Below are 21,684 nucleotides of genomic sequence, written 5' to 3'. Positions count from 1 at the left end.
CAGCCTAGCCATCCGGCCGATCTCTGACTAAGGTCAGATAAATGGACGCGACACTGGTGGACCGGGTACGCCGCTTCAACCGCACGGTGACACAGCGGGCCGGCGCGCTCGAAGACGCCTTCCTCTCCCTGGGCCGCCCGCTCGGCCAGGCCAGGCTGCTGTGGGAGATCGGCCCGGGCGGAGCCGACCTGCGCGAGCTGCGCGCCCGCCTCGAACTCGACTCCGGCTACCTCTCCCGGCTGCTGCGCGCGCTGGAGTCGGAGGGGCTGGTCACCGTCGACGCCCGCGCCGGCGACGGCCGGGTGCGCACCGCCCGGCTCACCGAAGCCGGCCTCGCCGCCCGCGACGAGCTCGACCGCCGCTCCGACGACCTGGCCGCGTCCATCCTGCTCCCGCTCGACGAGCGGCAACGCGAGCGCCTGGTCAGCGCCATGGCCGAGGTCGAACGGCTGCTGACCGCCTCGACGGTGCGCTTCGAGGTGCTCGACCCGGCCCACCCCGACGCCCGGCGCTGCCTGGCGGCCTACTACGCCGAGATCGGCGACCGCTTCGAGCACGGCTTCGAGCTCGCCAGGGCCCGGCAGGTGCGGGACGAGGATGTCACCCCGCCCGCCGGGCTCCTGCTGGTCGCGATGGTGCACGGCGAACCGGTCGGCTGCGGCGCGCTCAAGCTCTCCGGCCTGCCGTACGCGGAGATCAAGCGCATGTGGGTCTCCCCGGCCGTGCGCGGGCTGGGGCTGGGCCGGCGCTTCCTGGCCGAGCTGGAGGACCGCGCGGCGGCGGCCGGGGCCAAAGCCGTGCGGCTCGACACCAACCGGAGCCTGACCGAGGCGATCAGCCTCTACCACCGGACCGGCTACCACGAGGTGCCCGCCTTCAACGACGAGCCCTACGCCCACCACTGGTTCGAGAAGCCGCTCGGCTAGTGCACGGCGTGGCGGGCGGGGTACCACTCCTCGCCCACCGGCTCCCCGGCCATGTTCCAGCTCCACGACTCGGTCGGGGTGATGCGCAGGTAGTGGCCGGGCCCGACCATGCCCACGCGCTCCACCGGGCCGTCGGCCACGCCGTACACGCGGATGCCGCGGGCGACGAACGGCTCCATGCTCACCAGGTCGTCGAAGACCAGCGCCACTTTGGTACGGCCGGCCGCGACGTTGCGCACCTTGCGGGTCTTGAGCACGGTCGGCCCGCCGCCCACCCAGAAGCAGGCGCCGTCGAACTCGGCGGCCAGAGGCACGACATCGGGCTGCTCGTCCGCACCGAGCGTCGCCAGCCGGGCGAGCGGACGGGACTTGAGGTACTCGAGCTCTTCGGAAGTGAATGCCATGCCTGCCATCCTGCCCGCGAATGGCCGCCATAGAAGCCCCGATCTGGCAGCTCGCCGAAGCCGCCCGCTAGCGTGTGGCCATGCGCTCACGACGTTCGATCCTCGCGGTGCCCGGCAGCAGCCTGCGCTTCCTGGAGAAGGCCCAGACGCTCCCCGCCGACGAGGTCTTCCTCGACCTGGAGGACGCGGTCGCGCCCCTGGCCAAGGCCGAGGCGCGCAAGAACATCGTGGACGCGCTGCGCACCGGCGACTGGAGCGGCAAGACCCGCGCGGTGCGGGTCAACGGCCTGGAGACGCAGTGGACCTACCGCGACGTCATCGAGGTCGTGGAAGGCGCGGGCGAGCAGCTCGACTGCCTGATCCTGCCCAAGGTGCAGGACCCGACCGAGGTGGTCTGGCTCGACACCCTGCTCACCCAGATCGAGCGCACGATGGGCTACGAGGTCGGCCGGATCGGCATCGAGGCGCAGATCGAGAACGCCCGCGGCCTGGTCAACGTGGACGCCATCGCGGGCAGCTCGAAGCGGCTGGAGGCCCTGGTCTTCGGCCCGGCCGACTTCATGGCCTCGATCAAGATGCGCACCCTCGTCGTCGGCCAGCAGCCGCCCGGCTACACCGAAGGCGACGCCTACCACTACATCCTGATGCGGCTGCTGATGGCCGCCCGCACCCACGACCTCCAGGTCATCGACGGCCCCTACCTGCAGATCAAGGACGTCGAGGGCTACCGGCAGGTCGCCCGCCGGGCCGCCGCGCTCGGCTTCGACGGCAAGTGGGTGCTGCACCCGCTGCAGGTGGACGCGGCCAACGAGGTCTTCTCGCCCGCGCAGGAGGACTACGACCGCGCCGAGCTGATCCTGGAGGCGTACGAGTACTACACCACCGTGGAGAAGCGCGGCGCGGCCATGCTCGGCGACGAGATGATCGACGAGGCCTCCCGCAAGATGGCCCTGGTCGTCGCCGCCAAGGGCCGCGCCGCCGGCCTCACCAGGACCAGCACCTTCACACCTGAACCCCGATGACGGTGAAGAACCAGAACGACGAGGTCAGCCAGAGCCCCACCAGCGCGGTGAAGACCAGCGAGCCCAGCACCGGCAGGGTCCAGCCGGGCAGGCCCTTGCGCGGCAGCGCGAGCATCTTCGCGGTGAAGACGCCGTAGAAGAAGCAGCCGAGCAGCGAGTGGATCAGCACGCGCGGCACGTCGTACTGGAAGCCCAGCGCGTACAGGCAGTGGAAGGCCACCGGGACGGTGAGCAGGAAGGCCAGCCGTCCCGACCAGCGGTGCACCGCGCCGGGGATGCGGACGCCGATCTTGCCCCACATCGACAGCGCCGAGACGACCTGGACGAAGGCGAGCAGGAAGGCGCCCGTGGTCAGCCAGGCCTTCATCGGCTGCGCGCCGGAGAAGCCCGCCGGGCCGATCGCGAAACCGGTCGGGGTGTGGGCTCTGCCGTACACGCCGAGGGCGACCATGACCAGGCCACCGGCCAGGAGCGGGAGCAGCAGCGGCGCGAGGCCGGTACGGCGGGGCGGAAGCACTGCGGTCATGACATCTCCTCGATGAAGCCGTCGACGTCCTCGGCCTCGACCTGGCCGCCGTTGATGGTGACCGGGCTGCCCGGCGTGAGCGCGGGCGGCTCGACCTTCTGCTCGCCGACGAAGGCGGTGCCGACCTGGGTGAAGCCGTCGCCGTTCGGGTTGCGGAGGTAGATCCAGCTCGCCTTGATCTTGGCGCCGCGCACGATGGCGGTAGCGCGGTAGAGGCCCGAGGGCTTCTTGACGGTCGGGGCGGTGAAGTCCCACTTCTTGCCGCCCACGGCGACCTCGCCCGCCGCCCGGCCGCCGCCGAGCGCGGCGGTGAGCTTGGCCCCGCCGAAGCCCTCCAGCTCGACCTGGCCGCCAGCGACCTTGCCGAGGAACCAGGCCTCGGTACGGCCGTCGCAGAAGTAGCCGATGGCCTTGGCCCCGCGGATCGAGACCGCGATCAGGGCCCGGGTGCCCTCGACCCGGCCGGCGTAGTCGGCGCGGACCGGCGCGGGCTTCGTGCTCGGCGGCGAGGTGTTTCCGGCCGGGTTCTCGGCCGGTGTGGCGGAGGAGGTGGCCTCGGCGGGCGGTTGCACCACCTCGGCGGTGCCCGCGGCCTCCCGGGCACCGGGATTGGCGGCGACGCTGGCCACGCCCAGCCCGCCGGCGAGCACGACACCCACCGCGAGCGTGACGAACGGCCCCAGCTTGGACATGACTGACTCCCAGGGTTGGACTGCTTACTCCTGGAGAATCCACGCGATCGCCCGGCCAGTCTGTGAAGAAATGCGCGCCCGGCAGGAAGAATGGCAGCATGCAGGAGACTCCAGAGCCGCAGGCGCCCCACGGCCAGGGACCGGGTCCGCACGCACCGGGACCGGTGCCGTACGGCCAGGGGCCGGGTCCGTACGGGGACGGACCGGTGCCGTACGGCCAGGGGCGGGGTCCGTACGGGGAGGGACCGGTTCCCTACGGCCGGCCGTATCCTCCGACGGGCTACCAGCCGCCGGCGCCCGAGCCGTTCCTGCTCCCCACCCAGCCCGGCCTGCGCTACGACCACCTCGCCCGCAACCGGGCCACCGAGTGGTGGCGGCCCCTGGTCGGCACGCTGATCGTGGGCGCCGCCTTCTTCGTCGTCGGCTTCGTGGTGCTGTTCGCCGGCATGCTGGCCGCGCCCTTCCTGGGCATCAAGGTGCTCACCACCATCCAGCTCTTCAGCGACCCGCTCTACGCGCTGGTCTTCCTGCTGCTGCCGATCGCGGCGGTGCTGCCCGTCGTGTACGGCACCGCCGCGCTCATCCAGCGGCGGCGGCCCGGCACGCTCTCCTCGGTGGCCGGGCGGCTGCGCTGGGGATGGATGGCGCAGTGCGCCGGGATCGCGGTGGTGGCGCTGCTCCTGGGGCAGATCGCGATGGTCTCGGCCTTCGCGGCCACCGGGGAGGACCTGTCCGGGATGTTCGGCTGGGCGGGCTGGGCGACGTTCCTGCCGGCTCTGCTGGTGATCGTCCTGCTGGTGCCGTTCCAGGCGGCGACCGAGGAGTACATCTTCCGCGGCTGGCTGGTGCAGGCCTTCGGCTCCTACCTGCGCAACCCGATCTACGGGATCCTGCTCGGGTCGCTGGCCTTCATGTCGCTGCACGGTTACACCGGGGCGGGCATGATCGACGTGTTCAGCTTCGGGGTGGTCATGGGGCTGCTCACCGTCCGGACCGGCGGGCTGGAGGCGGCGATCGCGATGCACGTGATCAACAACGTCTTCGCCTTCGGGACGAGCGCGGCGTCGGGGGAGCTGTCCGACGCGATGCGGCAAGGGGCGGTGCCGTGGCAGTCGCTCGTGGGGACCGTGGTGCAGCTCGGCGTCTTCGGGGTAGGGGTTTTCGTGCTGGCAAAGAAGCGGGCAGTTCCTACTATTTCCGGATAAATAGCCCGGGGGTTTGTGGAATCTCGCTAGAGAGGTCTCGCGCTTCCGTCGCGGGCGTGCTGGTCTGGATCCTGTGACACATCGGGGATTCGAGGTGATCATCGTGGCTCGGGAGGGTAGAAGTAGTCCCGTGCGCCGCAGCCTGGGTGATTTTTCCCAGAATTTCGCCCAGGACGGCGGTTAGGCAGGCAAAGACCCCTGGAACGGTCCCAAACCTCACGAGGAGGTGCGGCGCGTGGCCTCCGGCCCCAGCGATCCGCCCCGGCGGCAGGACGACGAGCCCCCCGCCGCCCCCACGGGCCCCTCCATCCACCCGGAGGCCCCACCGCCCCCTGCGGACCCGCAGCAGCCACCTGCGCCGGGCGCGGAGGAGACACGGGCGCCAGGCCCGGAGCAGTCCCCTGCGGCGGGCGTGGAGGAGACGCGGGCGTCAGGCCCGGATCAGCCGTCTGCGGCGGGCCCGGGGGAGGCGCGCGCGCCGGGTACGGAGCAGCCGCCTGCGGATGGCCCAGGGGAGGCGCGGGCGTCAGGCCTGGAGCAGCCGCCGGGTGTGGGGCCTGCGCGGCCGCGGGAGCCGCGGATCGAGCATGCGCCGCCCGGGCCCACCGACGACCGGGCGCGGGGGTTACCGCTCGCCTCGCCCTGGGGGTTGCCGCCGTTCGCCTCGCCCACGCCTGAGGAGGAGCCGCCCGAGGCGCCCCGGGGACGCCGGCCGTACAGCTCGCCGACCGCCGAGCCGGAGACCGACGAGCGGCGCCGCCGCCTGGTCAGCCGGCCGGACAAGCTGGTCGCCACCGGTCAGGCCCGCCCCTACCCCCAGGAGGCCCCCGAGTCACCCGAGGAGACCGAGCGCAGGCAGCGCACCGCCGACACCAAGCCCTACCCGCGCCAGGGCATCCCCCTGCGACGCGACCAACCACCCCCCGCCCAGGACCCGCCCCGCAACGAACCGGTGGCGGAGGAACCCCCACCCACCCGCCCGGCCGAGCGCGCCCAGCCGTACGCCCGCCGCGACCCCCACGAGGACCGCGAGGAACGCGACCGCCGGGAACGGCTCAACCGCGAGGAGCGGGAGCGCCACGAGCACGACGACCCCGAGGATCGGGCACGCGAGGACCGCAACCGCGAGGAGCGGGAACGCCACGACCGGGAACGTCACGACCGGGAGCGTCACGACTGGGAGGGCGACGACTGGGAGCGCCGGGACTGGGAGCGCCGGGACGACCGTGAGGAGCCGCCCCCCGCGGTCCCCATCCCGGTGGAGCCCGCCATCGACGCCGAGCCCGAGCACGTCCACGGCGACGACGACCAGCCCGCCGTCCGCCGCGTGGGCCGCCCGCCGGGCGGTCGCCCGACCCGGCCGGACCTGCTGGTCGCCTCCGGCCCGGCGGGTGCGGGCCGCCACCAGCGCGGCCCCGCCCCGGCCGCCACCAGGAGGTCCAGCCCGGTACGGCGGCGCAGGCTGGCCGCCCCCGTGGCGATCCTGGTCGCCATCGCGCTCACCGTCGCCGGCGGCATCCTGGCCTGGCGCCAGCTCGCGAACCGCACCCCCGACGGGCTGAGCCTGGCCACCGGCCGGTTCCTGCCCGCCGACACCCTGTTCGAGCTGAGCTCGGCGGTGAGCGGCTCCAACCAGAAGCTCAACGACGTGGCCACCGCCGGCCAGGTGGTCGTCGCCGTCGGCAGCGACACCACGAGCCCCACCCCGCGCCCGCTCTTCCTCTTCTCCCCGGACGCCGGCCGTACATGGCAGCTCGGCAAGGTGTCCGACTCGCCCACCGCGACCGTGCTGAAGGTGGTCGGCGCCGAGGGCCACTGGCTGGCCGCGGGCGGCGACGAGGAGTCGGGCGTCGGCCTGTGGACGAGCACCGACGGCTTCTCCTGGGAGAGCGTGGAGGTCGCGGGCCTGAGCGCGTTCCGGCGCGGCGAGAGCGTGCGCGACCTGGCCAGGACCGCCGAGGGCTTCGTCGCCGTGGGCGGCTCCCCGGCCGAGCCCGCGGCGTGGAGCTCGCCGGACGGCCGGACGTGGCAGCGCGTGGAGCTGGGCGACCTGGACGTGCGGACGCTGGAGGCGGTCGAGGCGCGAGGCGACACCGTCGTCGCGCTCGGCCGCCCGGGCCAGGGCGACGGCTCGCGGGCGATCCGCTCGACCGACGGCGGCCGGACCTGGCGCGCGACCGGCTTCCTGCTGCCCGAGGCGCAACCGAAGGCCGGGGCGCTTGCCGTACTCCCGAAGCAGTTCGTGCTGGTCTCCACCGCGCCGCCGACGCCGGAGGGGCACGTCAGGGTGTACTGCTCGGCCACCGGCGAGCAGTGGGGGCAGTGCGGCACGATCAACGGCCTCGACCGGCAGAGCGCCGGCGTCGACCGGGTGGTGACCTACGGCGGCGGCGTGGCCGCGATCAGCCTGGTCGGTCTGGCCGGCTACTCCGTGCTGACCAGCGACGACGCCAAGACCTGGACCAAGCGCGCGACGATCGGCGACCTGGGCGACGCGACGCTGCGCGGCTTCGCGCTCACCCCGGACGGGACCGTGTTCGGCGGCGGCGACCGGGCCGCCTCCGACATCGACAACCAGCCCGTGCTGATGACGGTGCCGCCGGGCGGCGAGCCCGCACGCGTCGAGCTCGGCCGGGTGCAGGGCCTGACCCGGGTCGCCCGCGAGGTGGCGCGGGTGGCGACCGGCGACGGCTGGTACGTGGCGGTCGGCTCGGCCTCGGGTGAGGCGGGCATCTGGAGCAGCCTCGACGGAGAGTTCTGGGACGCGCACAGCCTCGGCGGCCCCCGACTGCAGGCGTTGCGCGACGTCGCCCACGGCCCCAAGGGCTGGATCGCCGTCGGCGGCAACGAGGTGGCCGCCAGCGTCTCCGAACCGCTGGTGATCTCCTCCACCGACGCCCGGGTCTGGAAGAAGACCGCGGCCCCCGCCCGCGGCCAGAACTCCGTGACCCTCCACCGCATCACCGCCGGCCACAACGGCTACGTGCTCGGCGGCGAGGAACGCAACCCGGCCGGTACGGCTGCCGCCGCCCTGTGGCACACCCGGGACGGCCAGAAGTTCGCCAAGGCCAAGCAGCTCCCGCAGGGCGGCGCCGACGTCCGGATCCACGACCTGGCCGCGGCGGGCGAGCGCTACTTCGCCGTCGGCGGCGCCGGCCGGGCCGACCGCGAGAGCGGCGTGCTGTGGTGGTCCGACGACGGCCAGACGTGGAAGGCCAGGCCCCGCATCCTGCCCAAGGACGCGACCAGCGCCGGACTGCGCCAGGTGGTGGCCTTCGGCGACCGCGTGGTGGTCATCGGGACCGCGGTGCACGACGGCGTGCGCAAGGTCTTCTCCGGCTACTCCACCGACGGCGGCAAGACCTGGGGCGACTACACCTGGCTGCGTGCCGAGCACCCGGCCGAGGTGCACGACCTGGCCGCCACCGAGTCGGGCGTGGTCGCGGTCGGCACGCACAACGGCGACGGCGCGGCGTGGATCTCCGAGGACGGCCAGAGCTGGACCCGGCACGACCCGAGCGCCGACCAGCTCACCGGGGAGGGCCGCCAGTGGCTGGCCGCGGTGGCGCTGTCCGGGACGCGCGTGCTGGGGCTGGGCCGCTCGGCGACCTACAACGCCGACCACCTCATCCTGTGGACGACGACCCTGGCCGCGGAATGACCGACCAGGCGGTGAGCGCCTCCAGCAGGCCCTCGGTGAGCGGCCACCGGCCGAGCTCCGCCAGGGGGCACCAGCGCGCGTCGGCGGCGTCATCACCGGCGGCGAGCACGCCGGAGCGGGCTACGGCCAGGTAGTCGTGGATCTCGTAGACCACGCCGCCGGGCCCCGGCCGCTCCACGACGCCGGCGAGGGGACCGACCTCGACGCCGAGGCCGGTCTCCTCGGCGAGTTCGCGGCGCAACGCCTCGGCGTCGCTCTCCCCGGCCTCGACCCGGCCGCCGGGCAGCGACCACAGCCCCAGGCCGGGCGGCCTGCCCCGCTTGACCAGCAGGATCAGGTCCCCGTCGAGCACGATCGCGCCCACACACTTTACGCGCACATTGCGGTTATATAACGACGCCCTCTTGACGGATCGGTGCGGGTCGGAGCACCGTGAGTAGCTGTGAGAGCGGCACCAACCTGTCCGCGGTGTTTCGGGCTGCTTCATCCGCCGAGCGCCTGGCACAGTGCCTGGCGCTGTGACGCGCATGGCGACGTGCTCCCGTTCCAGCCGCCCAGACACCCGTCCAGCACCTCCGTCGACCTCGTACGGAACAACTCCGTCGTCCCGGTCTGGCTGCCCTGGCCGCTGCCGGCCGGTTGGCTGGTGACCGGTTTCGGGGAGGTCGGCGACGAACGCACCGGCGGGCGCGCCAGCGTGGTCGCGCTGTCCGGCCCGTCCGTCACGCACGGCCCGGCCGACCTGGTGATCATCGCCGAGGAGCCGGGCATCGGCCTGGGCGCGGCCTTCGCCGGCCTGGACGGGCCAGACCCGGGCGTGGGCTTCGACGAGGGTCCGCCCAACGCCAAGATCGACGTGCTCGGCCACCCGACCGCGCTGTGGTGCGTGCACGGGCCGGCGGACCGCGCGGTCTACGCGGGCGAGGCCATGGGCAACTGGCTCTGGACCATCGGCTGGCCCGCCGAAGCCGGCTGCATGATCGCGCTGGCCCAGCTCAGCCTGGTGGACCTGCGTGACCTCGCCCCGCTCGACATCCCCTTCGGCGCGTTCTCGCCGCGGCTGGACACCTGAGACCCGCGCCGCGGCCCGCCGGTTAGGATCGGAATCCGGCTCCCCCTGCTGGAAGGGGGAGTGGGCAGTGTTCGACCTGCAGTTCTTCGTCGGCGCCTTCGTGACGATGTTCGTGATCATGGATCCGCCGGGGGTCATCCCGCTCTTCCTGGCCTACACCGGCGGCCGCACGCTCCAGGAACGCAAGCGGGTCGCCTGGCAGGCCGCGGTCACCGCCTTCTGCCTGATCGTCGCCTTCGCCGTCTTCGGCCAGGCCATCCTGGGCTACCTGCACGTCGAGGTCGCGGCCATGCAGATCTCCGGCGGGCTGCTCCTGCTGCTGGTCGCCCTCGAACTGCTGCGCGGCCAGACCGCCCCCAAGAGCGACGAGGTCATGTCCAGCGTCAACGTGGCGCTCGTGCCGCTGGGCACCCCGCTGCTGGCCGGGCCGGGCGCGATCGTGGCGACCATCGTCTTCGCCCAGCAGGCCGAGGGCAAGCTGGCCGACATCCTCGCCCTGGGCCTGGCCATCGCCGCGGTGCACATCGTGCTCTGGCTCTTCATGCGCTTCTCGGTCTCGATCATCCGGGTCATCAAGGAGAACGGCGTCGAGCTGGTGACCCGCATCGCGGGCCTGCTCCTGGCCGCGCTGGCGGTCCAGCTCATCATCAACGCGATCCGCGCACTGGTCGCCTGACCGGGCAAACCCGCTAGAGTGCGGAAGCGTGACAGCGCGTATCGAGCGAGTGGTGACCGAGGGCGTCGTCGATGTCGACGGCGTCGAGCACAAGGTCGAGAACAACACGTGGATCGTGGGTGACGACGACGAGGTCATCGTCATCGACCCGGCCCGCGATGCCGACAAGATCATGGAGCAGGTCGGTGAGCGCGAGGTGCTCGCCGTCATCTGCACCCACGGCCTGGCCGACCACGTCGGCGCCGCGATCGAGGTGGCCAGCAGGGACGAGGCGATCATCGCCCTCCACCCCAAGGACAAGCCGATCTGGCGCGAGACCTGGGCGGAGACCTGGCCCGACATCGACCTCGAGGACGACGGCCGCTTCGAGGTGGCCGGCTCTGTCCTCGACGTCATGGAGACCCCGGGCGTCACCCCAGGCGGCATCTCCCTCTACAGCGAGGACCTCGAGGTCGTCTTCACCGGCAAGTCGCTGCAGGCCGACGGCCCGGGCAAGATCGGCGGGGAGTACCCGGCGCTGCCCGACCAGCTCACCTCCATCGGCGGGCGGCTGTTCACGCTGCCCCACGCCACCCGGGTGCTCCCGGCGCACGGCGAGGAGAGCACGGTGGGCGACCTGGAGCCGCTCTTCGACGACTGGGTCTCGGGTTCGCTGACCCGCGCCGAGCAGCCGGAGGGACCGCTCGTGGACGGCACCCGCACCGCGGGGATCTCCATCAAGCTGAACGACGACTGAGGTGTACGACCAGCTACCGCTGGAAGGGATGCCGCGGCGGCTCTACGCCTGCACGCCGTCGCGGCTGAACACGTGGCTCGACTGCCGCAGGCGCTACCGGTTCACCTACCTCGACCGGCCGGCGCCGCAGAAGGGCCCGCCGTGGGCGCACAACAGCCTGGGCGCCAGCGTGCACAACGCCCTCGCGGCGTGGTGGCGTGAGCCGTACGAGCGCCGGACCCCGGTGCTGGCCGGCATCCTGCTCACCAACGGGTGGATCACCGAGGGCTACCGCGACGCCCAGCAGTCCGGCGAGCAGCTCGCCCGGGCGCGCGAGATGGTGAGCGGCTACACCGCGACCCTCGACCCCTCGGACGAGCCGGTCGGGGTGGAGCGCACCGTCGGCACCCGCACCAAGGTGATCGCGGTCTCGGGCCGGATCGACCGCCTCGACCGGCGCGGTGACGAGCTGGTGGTGGTCGACTACAAGACCGGCCGCCGGCCGCTGACCCCTGACGACGCGCGCTCCTCGCTGGCGCTGGCGATCTACGCCATCGCCGCCTCGCGCATGCTGCGCACCCCGTGCCACAAGGTCGAGCTGCACCACCTGCCGACCGGCGAGATCGTCGAATGGGAGCACACCGACGAGTCCCTGGGCCGGCACCTGCGCCGGGCCGAGGAGGTCGCGGTGGAGGCGGCAGAGGCCGACGAGCGCTTCCGTGACGGCGACACCGGCGGGTTCGAGCCCAGTCCGGGGCCGCTGTGCTCGTGGTGCGACTTCCGCCGGCACTGCCCCGAGGGTCAGGCCGCCGCCCCCGAACGCCGCCCCTGGGACGCCCTCAGCACCTGACGGCCTGCAATTTTCAAGCGGCTCGCAGGTGCGGTGGCCAGCGGCGCGGGTCGATGAGGCCGCGCAGCCCGTGGCTGACGTCGTAGCCCGAGGCGCCCAGCCGCTCGCGCGCTCCGTCGAGCATCTCCCTGGTGTACGGCAGGAAGGCCCGATCGTGCACCGGCTCGGGCACCGAGTTGGCGGCCAGCCGGAAGGCCCGCAGCGCCGCCGTCACCGCCGCCTGGGGCACTTCGGGCAGCATGCCGTACATCCGCCTGGCCCAGGCCGGCAGCGTCAGGTAGCAGAGCGCCCCGAACGGGAACCAGAGCGGCTTCCCGGCCGCCAGCATCCGCAACTCCTCCGGCAGCCGCGGCCACAGCAGGAAGCGCACCGTCTCGGCGGCCTCCGGGGTGCGCGCCAGCTTGGCCCGCATGTCGGTGAAATATCCGGCCAGCTCCGCCCGGGAGCCCGGCACGTCCTCCGGATGTAACCCCACGTACGCCGCGCTCCGCCGCTGTTCGGCGAGGTAGCGGTCGGCCATCCGGCCGGTCAGGGCCAGCCCGCCCCGCCGCGCCGCCGCCAGGTACGACGACACCTCCGCGCAGTGCACCCACAGCAGCAGCTCCGGATCGTCCACCCGGTGGGTCCGCCCCTCGTGGCGGACGCGCAGGCTGCGGTGCAGGTCACGCACCCGCCGACCGGCCGCCGCCGCCTCCTGCGGGGCGGCGAAGGTGACCCGCCCCACGAAGTCCGCGGTACGGCGGAGCCGCCCGAACGGGTCCTCCTGGAAGGTGGAGTTCTGCCACACGCCCCGCATCGCGACCGGATGCAGCGCCTGCAGCATGAGCCCCCGCACGCCGCCCACCCACATGGTCCGGTCGAGATGGACCAGCCAGGTCACCGACTGCGGCGGCTGGACCGTCTCCTGGCTCATCCCTGCGTGGACCGGGTCTCGGCCGCGTTCCAGAACCGCACCAGCGCGGCGGCGGTGGTCTCCGGGGCCTCCACAGCGGGGGAGTGCACCGCCCCGGGGACGACCACGCACTCCGCGCCCAGCCGCTCGGCCGTCTCGACCTGCTGCTCGGGCGGCCAGCCGTCGTCGTGCTCGCCGAACAGCACCAGCAGCGGCGTGCCCACCTGGGCCAGTTCCTCGGTGCGGTCCTCGATGTCCAGGCACTGCGCGGCCATCCGGGCCAGCGCGACCGGCGAGTTGGCCAGCAGCCGCTTGCGCAGGAAGGCCAGGATGTCCTCGTCCACCCCGTTGGCCAGGGCCTCTGGCTCGAAGCGCGAATGCCAGAGCTGTTCCAGGCCGTGGGTGGCGATCTCGTCGATGATCTTCTGCCCGCCCTCGGCGCGGCGGCCGGTGATGGCCGCGGGGCCGGTGCTCATCATCGTGTACGACGCGAACTTCGTCCGGCCGTCGATCACGGCCACCCGGCTCACCAGGCCGCCGAACGAGTGCCCCACCAGGTGCACCGGCTCCCCACCGCCGATCGCCTGGGCCACCGCGTCGATGTCCGCTCCCAGGGCGGCGCACGTGTAGGCCTCCGGGTCGTCGGGGCCACCCGTCTCGTACTGCCCGCGCAGGTCGATGGCGACGATGCGGCGGCCCGACTGGGCCAGCGTCTGCAGGACCGCGATGAAGTCCTCCTTGCTGCCCGTCAGACCCGGGACCAGCAAGGCCGGATGGCGTTCGAGCACGCCGCTGCCGGGGATCGCCTCCAGGGCCGCGAACGCGCCCACAGGAGTCTCGATCCGCCTGGGCTGCACTCCAGGGGGGAGGGTCAGGAAACGCGGCGTACTCACGTGGGGCAACAATACCCACGACCAGGTCAGGGGACACCGGCAACAGCCGCACCGCCGCCCGAGTCCTGACCGAATGCCCCAAAGATCCCCCCTGCCCGATCCTCCGGTCCCCTGATTCGGACGCTCTTTTGGGAGGGGGCTTCCCGCGATCCCGGCTTCCCGCGTCGGCCTCTAACTGACACCGGTTGCGGCCAGTTTGGAAGCCCGCCGTCTCAGGCCTGCCGTACCTGGCCCCGGAAACCAGTGCGGCCCCGGACGGGGGTCCGGGGCCGTGGTGGTGCGGTCCGTACACAGGACGGGCCGAGGGTGGTGGGTCGGCCCCGCGGGTTGGGCGGGGCCGGGAGGGGTCAGCGGCGGCGAGGGCCGCCGCTGTTGCCGCCACCGTTGCCGCGGGGGCGGCGGCGCTGCTGCTGGCGCTCGCTGGCCGCGGACGGGGCGATCTCGTCGTCGTCGGTCGCCAGGTCGGGCGACTGGAAGATGACCTGGAACGGGCTGGCGGGGACGATCCGCTCCGGCTCGCGGCGAACCGGGGCGGGCGGCGCGGCCAGGAAACTGGGCGCCTCCTCCCGCGGCTCGAACGCGGGCGCGGCACGCACCGGCTCGGGCGCCCGCTCGGCAACCGCCTCACGGACCGGCTCACGAACCGATTCGCGAGCCGTGTCACGGACAGCCTCACGGGCCGGCTCGCGAACAGCGGTCTCACGGACAGCCCGGCGAGCCGACTCGCGAACGGCCGGCTCACGGACGGCCGGCTCGTAAGCAGCCGTCTCGCGGGCGGCGGTGTCCGAGGCGGATTCGCGGGACTGCTTCCGCTGGGGCGGCAGCTCGTCCGCGCCGATCAGAGCAGGGGTCTGCTCGATCTTGCGCCCGCGACGCTTGTCCATGGGCTCGACCTCCGGCTGGGACTGCTCGACGGACTCAACAGACTCAACCCCCACCGACTCGCCCCCGCGGGTACGGCGGCGCTGACGTGGGGTGCGGGCGGGACGTTCGCGATCACGGTCACGGTCCCGGTCGCGCTCCTTGACACGAGTGCGGGAGCGCCCGGTCTCGCCGAGGTCCTCAAGGGTCTCGGCGTCGAGCCCGGCCCGGTTGCGGGCCTCGCGCGGGAGCACGCCCTTGGTCCCCTCGGGAATGTTGAGGGAGGCGTAGACGTGCGGCGAGGTGGAGTAGGTCTCCACGGGGTCGGCGAAGTCGAGGCCGAGCATCTGGTTGATCATCTTCCAGCGGGTCAGCTCTTCCCACTCGACGAAGGTGACCGAGATGCCCGTCCGGCCCGCGCGGCCGGTGCGGCCGATGCGGTGGACGTAGGCCTTCTCGTCGTTGGGGCAGTCGTAGTTGACCACGTGGGTGACGTCGTCGATGTCGATGCCGCGCGCCGCCACGTCGGTGGCGACGAGCACGTCGATCTTGCCGTTGCGGAACGCGCGCAGCGCCTGCTCGCGCTGGCCCTGGCCGAGGTCGCCGTGGACGGCGGCGGCGGCGAAGCCCCGCGTCTGGAGCTGCTCGGAGACCATGTCGCAGGCGCGCTTGGTCTCGCAGAACACCATGGTCAGGCCGCGCTCGCGGGCCTGGAGCATGCGCCCGAGCATTTCGATCTTGTCCATGCGGTGCACCCGCCAGACGAACTGCTCCACCTGCGGGGTGGCCTCGCCCTCGCCGGACTCGTGCTCGGCGCGGACGTGCGTGGGGCGGTTGAGGTAGCGGCGCGACAGGCCGACGATCTCGCCCGGCATGGTCGCCGAGAAGAGCATCGTCTGCCGTTCGGCCGGCACGAGCTTGAAGATGCGCTCGATGTCGGGCAGGAAGCCGAGGTCCATCATGCGGTCGGCCTCGTCGAGGACGAGCGCGGTGACCTGCGACAGGTCGAGGTGCTTCTGCTTGACCAGGTCGAGCAGCCGGCCGGGGGTGCCGACGACGACGTCGACGCCCGCCTTGAGCGCCTCGACCTGCGGCTCGTAGGCACGCCCGCCGTACACGGTCAGGACGCGGGAGCCGAGCTTGCCGGCCGCGGTGGTCAGGTCCTCGGAGACCTGGATGGCGAGCTCGCGGGTGGGCACGACGACCAGGCCGCGCGGCTTCTTGCGGGTCTTGCGCGGCTTGCCGATGCTCTGGAGCATCGCGATGCCGAACGCGAGGGTCTTGCCAGTGCCCGTACGGGCCTGGCCGATCAGGTCCTGCCCGCCTAGGGCGAGCGGGAGCGCCATTTCCTGGATGGGGAAGGGCGTCGTGATGCCCTCTGTCTCGAGAGCGTCGGCGATCTCAGGGATGACGCCGAGTGCACGGAAGGTAGTCAGGTTGGCCTGCCTCAGTCTCACCAGTGAAGACTGGGCCTCCGGGATCATGTGGTCCGCGCGGAGAAGCCAGTCCTCTCAATTCGTCAGCGACCGCCGGGAACCCAGATCGGGGGTTAGCGGGGGAGAACCCCCCGTTTAACACTGTGCGGTCGCACTTTCACACAGCAGTGTACTCGATAGCACAACGCTGGCCGAGATGCGTGTTGTTCCCGAAGTACTCTGCCTTCATGACGGATACCGGTGTTGTCGATCTGCTGGGCGCTCTGGCCTGTGCCGAGCTGACGGCGTTCCTGCGGATGGCGGAGGACGCCGCCACCCTCGCCCCCTCCCTCGACGATCGGGCGCGGCTCGCGGAACTGGCCGTGGCCGAGTACGGGCACTTCCGCCTTCTGAGCGAGCGGCTGGAGGCGCTCGGGGCCGACGCGGGGGCGGCGATGGAGCCGTTCGCGCCCGCCTTCGACGCCTGGCACGACCAGACCAAGCCGGCCGACTGGCTGCAGGCGCTGGTGAAGGCGTACGTCGGGCTCGGCATCGCGCTCGACTTCTACCGGGAGGCCGCCAGGCACGTCGATCCGTCGGTCGGTCCGCTGGTCGAGGAGGTACTGGCCGACCAGGGGCGCTCGGAGTTCGTGGTCGACCGGGTCAGGGCGGCGCTGGAGGCCGACCCGGTGCAGGCCGGACGGCTGGCGCTGTGGGCCAGGCGGCTGGTGGGTGAGGCGCTCAGCCAGGCGCAGCAGGTCGTCGCGGCGCGGCCCGAGCTGGCGTTGCAACTCGCCGGGGCGGAGCAGAGCGACATCTCCCGGCTGTTCGCCCAGCTTCAGGAGGAGCACGGCAAGCGGATGGCGGCACTCGGGATCTAGGGGCTCGCGATCGAGAGGCGGGAGGGATGGCGGGACACCGGCGGCGCGGGAGGGTGTAGCGTGCCAGAGATGAGGGCCTCGCGCCGCTATGGCACTTCGCCGACCAGATGCGCGCCGAATCGCTGGACCACGCGGGCGGTGCTGAGACGGGGGAGCGCAGGCTGCCCGACGACGGGGCTGCGCCGCGGCCGCTGCCGTCCCGCCCGCCGGGCCTGCCCGTTCTGCGCCACTCCTTAACCCGGCCACCCGGCTCGCGACCACGCCCCGAATGGCCGCGGCCCCAGGCTCGCGGCCGCACCACCCGTGGTCCGACTGTGCGGGCGGGGTACGGCAGGCGCGGGTCCTGACCGCCTGCCGTACCCCGGAAAAACCTAGAGCGTGCCGCCGAAGCCGACGGGGCGCGGCTCGTCCTCGCCGATCTCGATGTAGCCGAGCGAGGCGACCGGCACGATCACGCGCCGGCCCTTGACGTCGGTGAGGGCGAAGACGCCGCGATCCGTGGCCAGGGCCATCCTGAGCTCCTCCTCGACCTGGTCGGCCGAGAGGTCCACCTCCACGACGATCTCCCGGGGTACGGACAGCACGCCGATCTTGATTTCCATTGCGCTCCCTCATGAGACGGTTGCCCATCCCATCGTGACGCCCGCGCGGGCGAAACGGCGCCGGGGATCGCGGCCAGCGAACGGCTTACGCCGTACGCGGAAAACCGCTGATGCCCCGCCAGGCCAGCCGGGCCATGAGCTGCTCGGCGGCCTCCTTGGGGATGGAGCCGTGGGTGGTGACCCAGTAGCGGGCGCTGACCTCGGCCATGCCGACCAGGCCGACGCTCAGCAGGTGCGCCTCCTCGCTGGAGCAGCCGGTGTCCTCCTGGATGACCACGCTGATCATCTCGGCGCACTCGCGAAGGGACCGCTCCACGCGCTGCCGTACCGGCGCGAGGTTGCGCAGGTCGGACTCGAAGACCAGGCGGAAGGCCTCGCCCTGGCTGGAGACGAAGTCGAAGAAGGCGGCGAAGGTGGCCTGCACCCGCAGCTTGTTCTCCCGGGTGGAGGCCAGGGCCTCGCGCTGCCGGTTGACCATGTCGTCCACGTGCAGGTCGAGCAGGGCGAGGTAGAGCTCCAGCTTGCCCGGGAAGTGCTGGTAGAGGACCGGCTTGCTGACCCCTGCCCGGTCGGCGATCTCGTCCATGGCGGCGGCGTGGTAGCCGTTCTCGACGAAGACCTCCTGGGCCGCGCTCAGCAACTGCCTGCGACGGGCGAGCCGGGGCAGCCGGGTGCCCCGGGGCTTGGCGTCCGGGGTTGCGGTCATGAGCGACTTCTCCTAGGCCGAGGGGCAGTTTCGTTCGGACATCCTACGTGCCGGTAAAGACCTCATCGGTAGTCTTCGTCATCGTCGACCTCCACCACCCGGTCCTGCTCGGCGGCGTCGGCGGGATCGACGTCCATCGGGAGCTCCCGGCGGTAGGTGTCGTCCTCGTCGCGCAGCCGGCGGTGCTGTTCGGCCGCGTCGGCCTCGGGCGCCTCGATCGGCAGCTCGTCGTCCTCGACCGGACGATCGTCCCCGCGTACGTCCATCTCCGACATCGTGTGTCCCCTCTGGTCGTGACCTCTCCACACTACGCCCGGCGGAACAGCTCCCCCTGGTCTGCCACCCGTTCCAGCACGTCGGCGGTGGTGAAGACGAGTTCTTCCGGGCTCTGGCAGGTCTCCACCTCGGCCCAGGTGAGCGGGGTGGAGACGGTGGGCTGCGCCCGCGCGCGCAGCGAGTAGGGGGCGACGGTGGTCTTGGCGGGATTGTTCTGGCTCCAGTCGATGAAGACCTTGCCGGTGCGGGCGCTGCGGGTCATGACGCTGATCACCAGGGCGCGGTGCTCCTTCTCCAGCCGCTGGGCCAGCGTCTTGGCGTAGGCGGAGGGCTCGGCGCGGCCGTCCCAGTCGGCGTAGAGCTGCATGCCCTTGTTGCCGCTGGTCTTGGGGCTGGCGGTCAGCCCGTCCTCGGCCAGGGCCTCGCGCAGCAGGAGCGCCACCTCGCAGCACTCCACGATGGTGGCGGGGGCGCCCGGGTCGAGGTCGAAGACGAGGGTGTCCGGTTCCTCCGCCTTGCCCTCCTCGTTGACCCGCCACTGCGGCACGTGCAGCTCCAGCGCGGCCAGGTTGGCGTAGTAGACCAGCGTGGGCAGGTCCTCCACCAGGGCGAAGTCGATGCTCTCGCGGTCCTTGGTGCTGCCAGGCACCGGCAGGTTCACCCGGCGCACCCAGTCGGGGGTGTGCTTGGGGGCGTTCTTCTCGAAGAAGAACTGGCCCTCGACGCCGTTGGGGTAGCGCTTGACGGTGAGCGGCCGGCCGGCCAGGTGGGGCAGGAGCACCGGGGCGATGCGGCTGTAGTAGTCGATGACCTCGGCCTTGGTGAAGCCCGACTCGGGGTACAGGACCTTGTCCAGGTTGGTCAGGACGAGCTGCCTGCCGTCCACCTTCACCGGTGTCTTGCTCATGGGAGGCTCACCTCGGCCGGGAACTTGTCGGGACGCAGGCCGCGCCAGACCGGATGGCGCAGTTTCTGGTCGTCGGTCCACATCGTGTAGGCAACCTCCCCGACCAGATCGGGTCTAACCCACCGGTTCCGCCAGGGCACGGCGTTGGCGAACGGGCTGCGCGGGATCTCCAGCGGGGCCAGCAGCTCGTGCAGTCGTTCCAGGTCGGAGTCGGTGAATCCGGTGCCCACGTGGCCCACGTAGACCAGCCCGCGCTCGCCGAAGGCGCCCATCACCAGCGAGCCGATGCCGCCCGCGCGCCGGCCCTTGCCGGGTTTCCAGCCGCCGATCACCACCTCGCGCGCGGTGAGGTTCTTGACCTTGATCCACCAGGCCGCCCTGATCCCCGGCCGGTACGGCGAGTCGAGCCGCTTGGCCACCACGCCCTCCAGTCCCTGCGCGCTCGTGGCGGCCAGCAGGTCGGAGGTGCCCAGGAAGTACGGCGGAGCCCCCACGTCCAGCTCGTCGAGCAGCGCCCGCCGGGCGGCGTACGGCAGGTCGAACAGCGGGGTGCCGGCCACGCCCAGCAGGTCGAAGGGGAGATAGGTGACCGGGTAGAGCCGCATCATCGCCGGATCCGGGTCGGTCAGGTGCATGCGGTGCTGCAGCCGCTCGAAGCTGGGCCGCCCCTTGGCGTCGAGGGCGACGATCTCCCCGTCGAGGAGCACGTTGTCCAGGCCGAAGTCGGAGATCTCGGGGTAGCGGCGGCTGTAGTCGGCGCCGTGCCGCCCGGTCATCCGCATGACCCCGTCCTCCAGGTGCAGGAGGGCGCGGATGCCGTCCCACTTGACCTCCAGCCCGTACTGCTCGCGGTCGGCGGGAAGCTCCCCTGGCATGGCCAGCATGGGTTCGACGGGGAACGGCATTGGATCGCCCATGTCCGGGTATGTGCCCAAAGATGAGCCCTGATAGTGGATGAGGTGGGCCATGCGCAGCATTTGGAAGGGCGCTATCTCGTTCGGCCTGGTCACCATCCCGGTGAAGCTGTACTCGGCGACCGAGCAGAAAGACGTCTCCTTCCACCAGGTGCATCGTGAGGACGGCGGGCGGATCCGCTACAAGCGCGTGTGCACCAAGGACGGGGAGGAGGTCGCCTACGCGGACATCGCCAAGGGGTACGAGCTGGCGACCGGCGAGATGGTCGTGCTGACCGACGAGGACTTCGAGGGCCTGCCCCTCAGCACCTCGCGGCGCATCGACGTGCTGCAGTTCAGCCCGGCCGACCAGATCGATCCGATCTACTTCGCCAAGTCGTACTACCTCGAACCGGACGCCCAGGGGGCGAAGCCGTACGTGCTGCTGCGCAACGCGCTGGAGTCGTCGGGGCAGGTGGCGGTGGTGAAGGTCGCGCTCAGGCAGCGGGAGTCGCTGGCCACCTTGCGGGTGCGTGACGGGGTGTTCGTCCTGGAGACGATGCTCTGGCCGGACGAGATCCGGGCGCCCGAGTTCGAGTTCCTGGACGAGGACATCGAGGTGCGGCCGCAGGAGCTGAAGATGGCCGAGTCGCTGATCACCACGATGGAGGCCGACTTCGACCCCCGGGAGTACCACGACACCTACCGCGAGGCGCTCCAGGAGGTCATCGAGGCGAAGGTCGCCGGCCGGGAGGTCGTCGCCGCGCCCGAGACCGAGGAGGCCGGACCGGCGGTGGACCTGATGGCCGCGCTGCGGGCCTCGGTCGAGGCGGCCAAGAAGGAGCGGGGCGCCTCCACACCCCGGACGAAGAAGACGGAGAAGACCGAGAAGGCCGAGAAGGAAGAAAAGGCGGCCCCGAAGAAGCGGGCGCGCAAGTCGGCCTGATCAACAAGTTTGCAGCACTGTTCCGCCGGGCAAATAGAAAAGCCCGGCGGAACAATTTCGCGGCGAAAGGGAAACGTAGCGAAGGCCGGGCGGGATGAACCCGCCCGGCCAGTCTTGCTATGGGAATCGCTCCCGGGATTTCACCAGCGAAATCCCCGGTGTGAGTTGGTCCGCGTGGGCTTTAGTACACCCAGTGGCGGTTCTTCACGCAGCCGCGCTCGCGCTTGATGTGGAACGGGCTGTGCTTGTACTTGGTGACGGTGACCTTGTTCTTGCGGTGACCCAGGTAGACCCGGCCGTTCTTCTGGATCCACACGCACCGGGGCCCCGCGGTGAACGAGGATGCGGTCGTGGTGGCCGTCGCGGCGCTGGCGGCGGTCGTGCTCAGAGCCAGGGTACCGCCAGCCATGGCGACAGAAAGGGCGGTCGCCGCGACTGCTCGCTTGATGTTGAACATGATGTGCTTCCCCTTGACGGTCTCTTGCATTTCAGACGCTAAGTCGGATTTCTCCGTCTTAGGTCTGGGATGACTCGCTCGTCTAGAGTCTTCCTGGTTGTGAGGATCTCCGAGCATTCATGATCATAAACGGCGGATAAGAGGCTTTTGCCTATCACTGGCCACGTCGAAGGGCGTCATTGGCTGCCCATTTAATTGCACGCCAT

23 protein-coding genes are annotated in these 21,684 nt (G+C 71.7%); 10 read left to right on the top strand and 13 right to left on the bottom strand.

Annotated features, from left to right (window positions below; translation table 11 throughout):
* Positions 1-41: 41 nt before the first annotated feature.
* The gene (locus ACIBG7_RS39210; RefSeq protein ID WP_397339543.1) at positions 42-926 is read left to right on the top strand and encodes a GNAT family N-acetyltransferase; all 885 of its coding nucleotides are present in this window, start codon (positions 42-44) and stop codon (positions 924-926) included.
* Here ACIBG7_RS39210 and ACIBG7_RS39205 read toward each other — a convergent pair.
* Positions 923-1,330: a PPOX class F420-dependent oxidoreductase gene (locus ACIBG7_RS39205; RefSeq protein ID WP_397339542.1), complete on the bottom strand. Its 408-nt coding sequence runs from the start codon at positions 1,328-1,330 to the stop codon at positions 923-925. The genes ACIBG7_RS39210 and ACIBG7_RS39205 overlap by 4 nt on opposite strands.
* 80 nt (positions 1,331-1,410) lie before the next feature.
* On the opposite strand from ACIBG7_RS39205, the gene ACIBG7_RS39200 reads away from it, so the two are divergent.
* On the top strand, positions 1,411-2,352 hold the full coding sequence (locus ACIBG7_RS39200; protein WP_397339541.1) for an HpcH/HpaI aldolase/citrate lyase family protein: 942 nt from the start codon (positions 1,411-1,413) through the stop codon (positions 2,350-2,352).
* Here the strand turns inward: ACIBG7_RS39200 and ACIBG7_RS39195 are convergent.
* Both ACIBG7_RS39195 and ACIBG7_RS39190 read right to left on the bottom strand, forming a co-directional pair.
* Positions 2,333-2,878 carry a DUF6529 family protein gene (locus ACIBG7_RS39195; protein WP_357930570.1) on the bottom strand — a complete coding sequence of 182 codons (546 nt, stop codon included), beginning with the start codon at positions 2,876-2,878 and terminating at the stop codon, positions 2,333-2,335. The genes ACIBG7_RS39200 and ACIBG7_RS39195 overlap by 20 nt on opposite strands.
* A complete protein-coding gene (locus ACIBG7_RS39190; protein ID WP_357930567.1) occupies positions 2,875-3,570 on the bottom strand; it encodes a hypothetical protein in 696 nt (231 codons plus the stop codon). The genes ACIBG7_RS39195 and ACIBG7_RS39190 overlap by 4 nt, the downstream gene beginning before the upstream one ends.
* Before the next feature lie 98 nt (positions 3,571-3,668).
* Here ACIBG7_RS39190 and ACIBG7_RS39185 point away from each other — a divergent pair, with 98 nt between their 5' ends.
* Positions 3,669-4,775: a type II CAAX prenyl endopeptidase Rce1 family protein gene (locus tag ACIBG7_RS39185; protein ID WP_397339540.1), complete on the top strand. Its 1,107-nt coding sequence runs from the start codon at positions 3,669-3,671 to the stop codon at positions 4,773-4,775.
* 550 nt (positions 4,776-5,325) lie between these two features.
* Positions 5,326-8,436, top strand: coding sequence for a hypothetical protein (locus ACIBG7_RS39180; RefSeq protein ID WP_397339538.1), 3,111 nt, complete (start codon positions 5,326-5,328; stop codon positions 8,434-8,436).
* On the opposite strand, the gene ACIBG7_RS39175 is transcribed toward ACIBG7_RS39180, so the two are convergent.
* Positions 8,402-8,815, bottom strand: coding sequence for an NUDIX hydrolase (locus ACIBG7_RS39175; protein WP_397339537.1), 414 nt, complete (start codon positions 8,813-8,815; stop codon positions 8,402-8,404). The genes ACIBG7_RS39180 and ACIBG7_RS39175 overlap by 35 nt on opposite strands.
* A 63-nt stretch (positions 8,816-8,878) precedes the next feature.
* Between ACIBG7_RS39175 and ACIBG7_RS39170 the strand changes: the two genes are divergently transcribed.
* The 4 genes from ACIBG7_RS39170 (at position 8,879) to ACIBG7_RS39155 (ending at position 11,749) form a co-directional block, all read left to right on the top strand.
* Positions 8,879-9,508: a DUF6758 family protein gene (locus tag ACIBG7_RS39170; protein ID WP_397339536.1), complete on the top strand. Its 630-nt coding sequence runs from the start codon at positions 8,879-8,881 to the stop codon at positions 9,506-9,508.
* Positions 9,509-9,575: 67 nt separating this feature from the next.
* Positions 9,576-10,184 (top strand): MarC family protein, encoded by a 609-nt coding sequence (locus tag ACIBG7_RS39165; RefSeq protein WP_357930555.1) that lies wholly within the window; start codon positions 9,576-9,578, stop codon positions 10,182-10,184.
* 28 nt (positions 10,185-10,212) lie between these two features.
* Positions 10,213-10,920: an MBL fold metallo-hydrolase gene (locus ACIBG7_RS39160; protein WP_357930552.1), complete on the top strand. Its 708-nt coding sequence runs from the start codon at positions 10,213-10,215 to the stop codon at positions 10,918-10,920.
* A gap of 28 nt (positions 10,921-10,948) precedes the next feature.
* Positions 10,949-11,749 (top strand): RecB family exonuclease, encoded by an 801-nt coding sequence (locus ACIBG7_RS39155; protein ID WP_397339620.1) that lies wholly within the window; start codon positions 10,949-10,951, stop codon positions 11,747-11,749.
* A gap of 13 nt (positions 11,750-11,762) precedes the next feature.
* Here the strand turns inward: ACIBG7_RS39155 and ACIBG7_RS39150 are convergent, their stop codons facing one another.
* The 3 genes from ACIBG7_RS39150 to ACIBG7_RS39140 form a co-directional block, all read right to left on the bottom strand.
* Positions 11,763-12,662 carry an oxygenase MpaB family protein gene (locus ACIBG7_RS39150; RefSeq protein WP_397339535.1) on the bottom strand — a complete coding sequence of 300 codons (900 nt, stop codon included), beginning with the start codon at positions 12,660-12,662 and terminating at the stop codon, positions 11,763-11,765.
* Positions 12,659-13,534 (bottom strand): alpha/beta hydrolase, encoded by an 876-nt coding sequence (locus ACIBG7_RS39145; RefSeq protein WP_357930544.1) that lies wholly within the window; start codon positions 13,532-13,534, stop codon positions 12,659-12,661. Before ACIBG7_RS39145 ends, ACIBG7_RS39150 begins: the two co-directional genes overlap by 4 nt.
* Positions 13,535-13,881: 347 nt before the next feature.
* Positions 13,882-15,741, bottom strand: coding sequence for a DEAD/DEAH box helicase (locus tag ACIBG7_RS39140; protein WP_397339619.1), 1,860 nt, complete (start codon positions 15,739-15,741; stop codon positions 13,882-13,884).
* Positions 15,742-16,058: 317 nt separating this feature from the next.
* Here ACIBG7_RS39140 and ACIBG7_RS39135 point away from each other — a divergent pair, with 317 nt between their 5' ends.
* Positions 16,059-16,691 carry a ferritin-like fold-containing protein gene (locus ACIBG7_RS39135; protein ID WP_357930541.1) on the top strand — a complete coding sequence of 211 codons (633 nt, stop codon included), beginning with the start codon at positions 16,059-16,061 and terminating at the stop codon, positions 16,689-16,691.
* Positions 16,692-17,062: 371 nt separating this feature from the next.
* Here ACIBG7_RS39135 and ACIBG7_RS39130 read toward each other — a convergent pair whose 3' ends face one another.
* The 5 genes from ACIBG7_RS39130 to ligD (ACIBG7_RS39110) form a co-directional block, all read right to left on the bottom strand.
* Entirely contained in the window at positions 17,063-17,293 is a 231-nt protein-coding gene (locus ACIBG7_RS39130) for a DUF3107 domain-containing protein (protein WP_357930538.1), read from the bottom strand.
* Between the two features lie 85 nt (positions 17,294-17,378).
* Positions 17,379-17,999 (bottom strand): helix-turn-helix domain-containing protein, encoded by a 621-nt coding sequence (locus tag ACIBG7_RS39125; protein ID WP_357930535.1) that lies wholly within the window; start codon positions 17,997-17,999, stop codon positions 17,379-17,381.
* A 62-nt stretch (positions 18,000-18,061) separates the two neighbouring features.
* Positions 18,062-18,265 (bottom strand): hypothetical protein, encoded by a 204-nt coding sequence (locus ACIBG7_RS39120; RefSeq protein WP_357930532.1) that lies wholly within the window; start codon positions 18,263-18,265, stop codon positions 18,062-18,064.
* Positions 18,266-18,306: 41 nt separating this feature from the next.
* A complete protein-coding gene (gene ligD, locus ACIBG7_RS39115; RefSeq protein ID WP_397339533.1) occupies positions 18,307-19,182 on the bottom strand; it encodes a non-homologous end-joining DNA ligase in 876 nt (291 codons plus the stop codon).
* Positions 19,179-20,087 carry a non-homologous end-joining DNA ligase gene (gene ligD / locus ACIBG7_RS39110; RefSeq protein ID WP_397339532.1) on the bottom strand — a complete coding sequence of 303 codons (909 nt, stop codon included), beginning with the start codon at positions 20,085-20,087 and terminating at the stop codon, positions 19,179-19,181. Before ligD (ACIBG7_RS39110) ends, ligD (ACIBG7_RS39115) begins: the two co-directional genes overlap by 4 nt.
* 61 nt (positions 20,088-20,148) lie before the next feature.
* On the opposite strand from ligD (ACIBG7_RS39110), the gene ACIBG7_RS39105 reads away from it, so the two are divergent.
* Positions 20,149-21,021 carry a Ku protein gene (locus tag ACIBG7_RS39105; protein ID WP_397339531.1) on the top strand — a complete coding sequence of 291 codons (873 nt, stop codon included), beginning with the start codon at positions 20,149-20,151 and terminating at the stop codon, positions 21,019-21,021.
* Between the two features lie 181 nt (positions 21,022-21,202).
* On the opposite strand, the gene ACIBG7_RS39100 is transcribed toward ACIBG7_RS39105, so the two are convergent.
* Positions 21,203-21,508 carry a hypothetical protein gene (locus ACIBG7_RS39100; RefSeq protein WP_397339530.1) on the bottom strand — a complete coding sequence of 102 codons (306 nt, stop codon included), beginning with the start codon at positions 21,506-21,508 and terminating at the stop codon, positions 21,203-21,205.
* Positions 21,509-21,684: the final 176 nt, after the last annotated feature.

Origin of the sequence: Nonomuraea sp. NPDC050328 (assembly GCF_044459405.1) — a bacterium.
Classification (GTDB): domain Bacteria; phylum Actinomycetota; class Actinomycetes; order Streptosporangiales; family Streptosporangiaceae; genus Nonomuraea.
The sequence above is the reverse complement of the archived record's forward strand: the minus strand, read 5'-3'. Positions and strand labels throughout refer to the sequence as shown.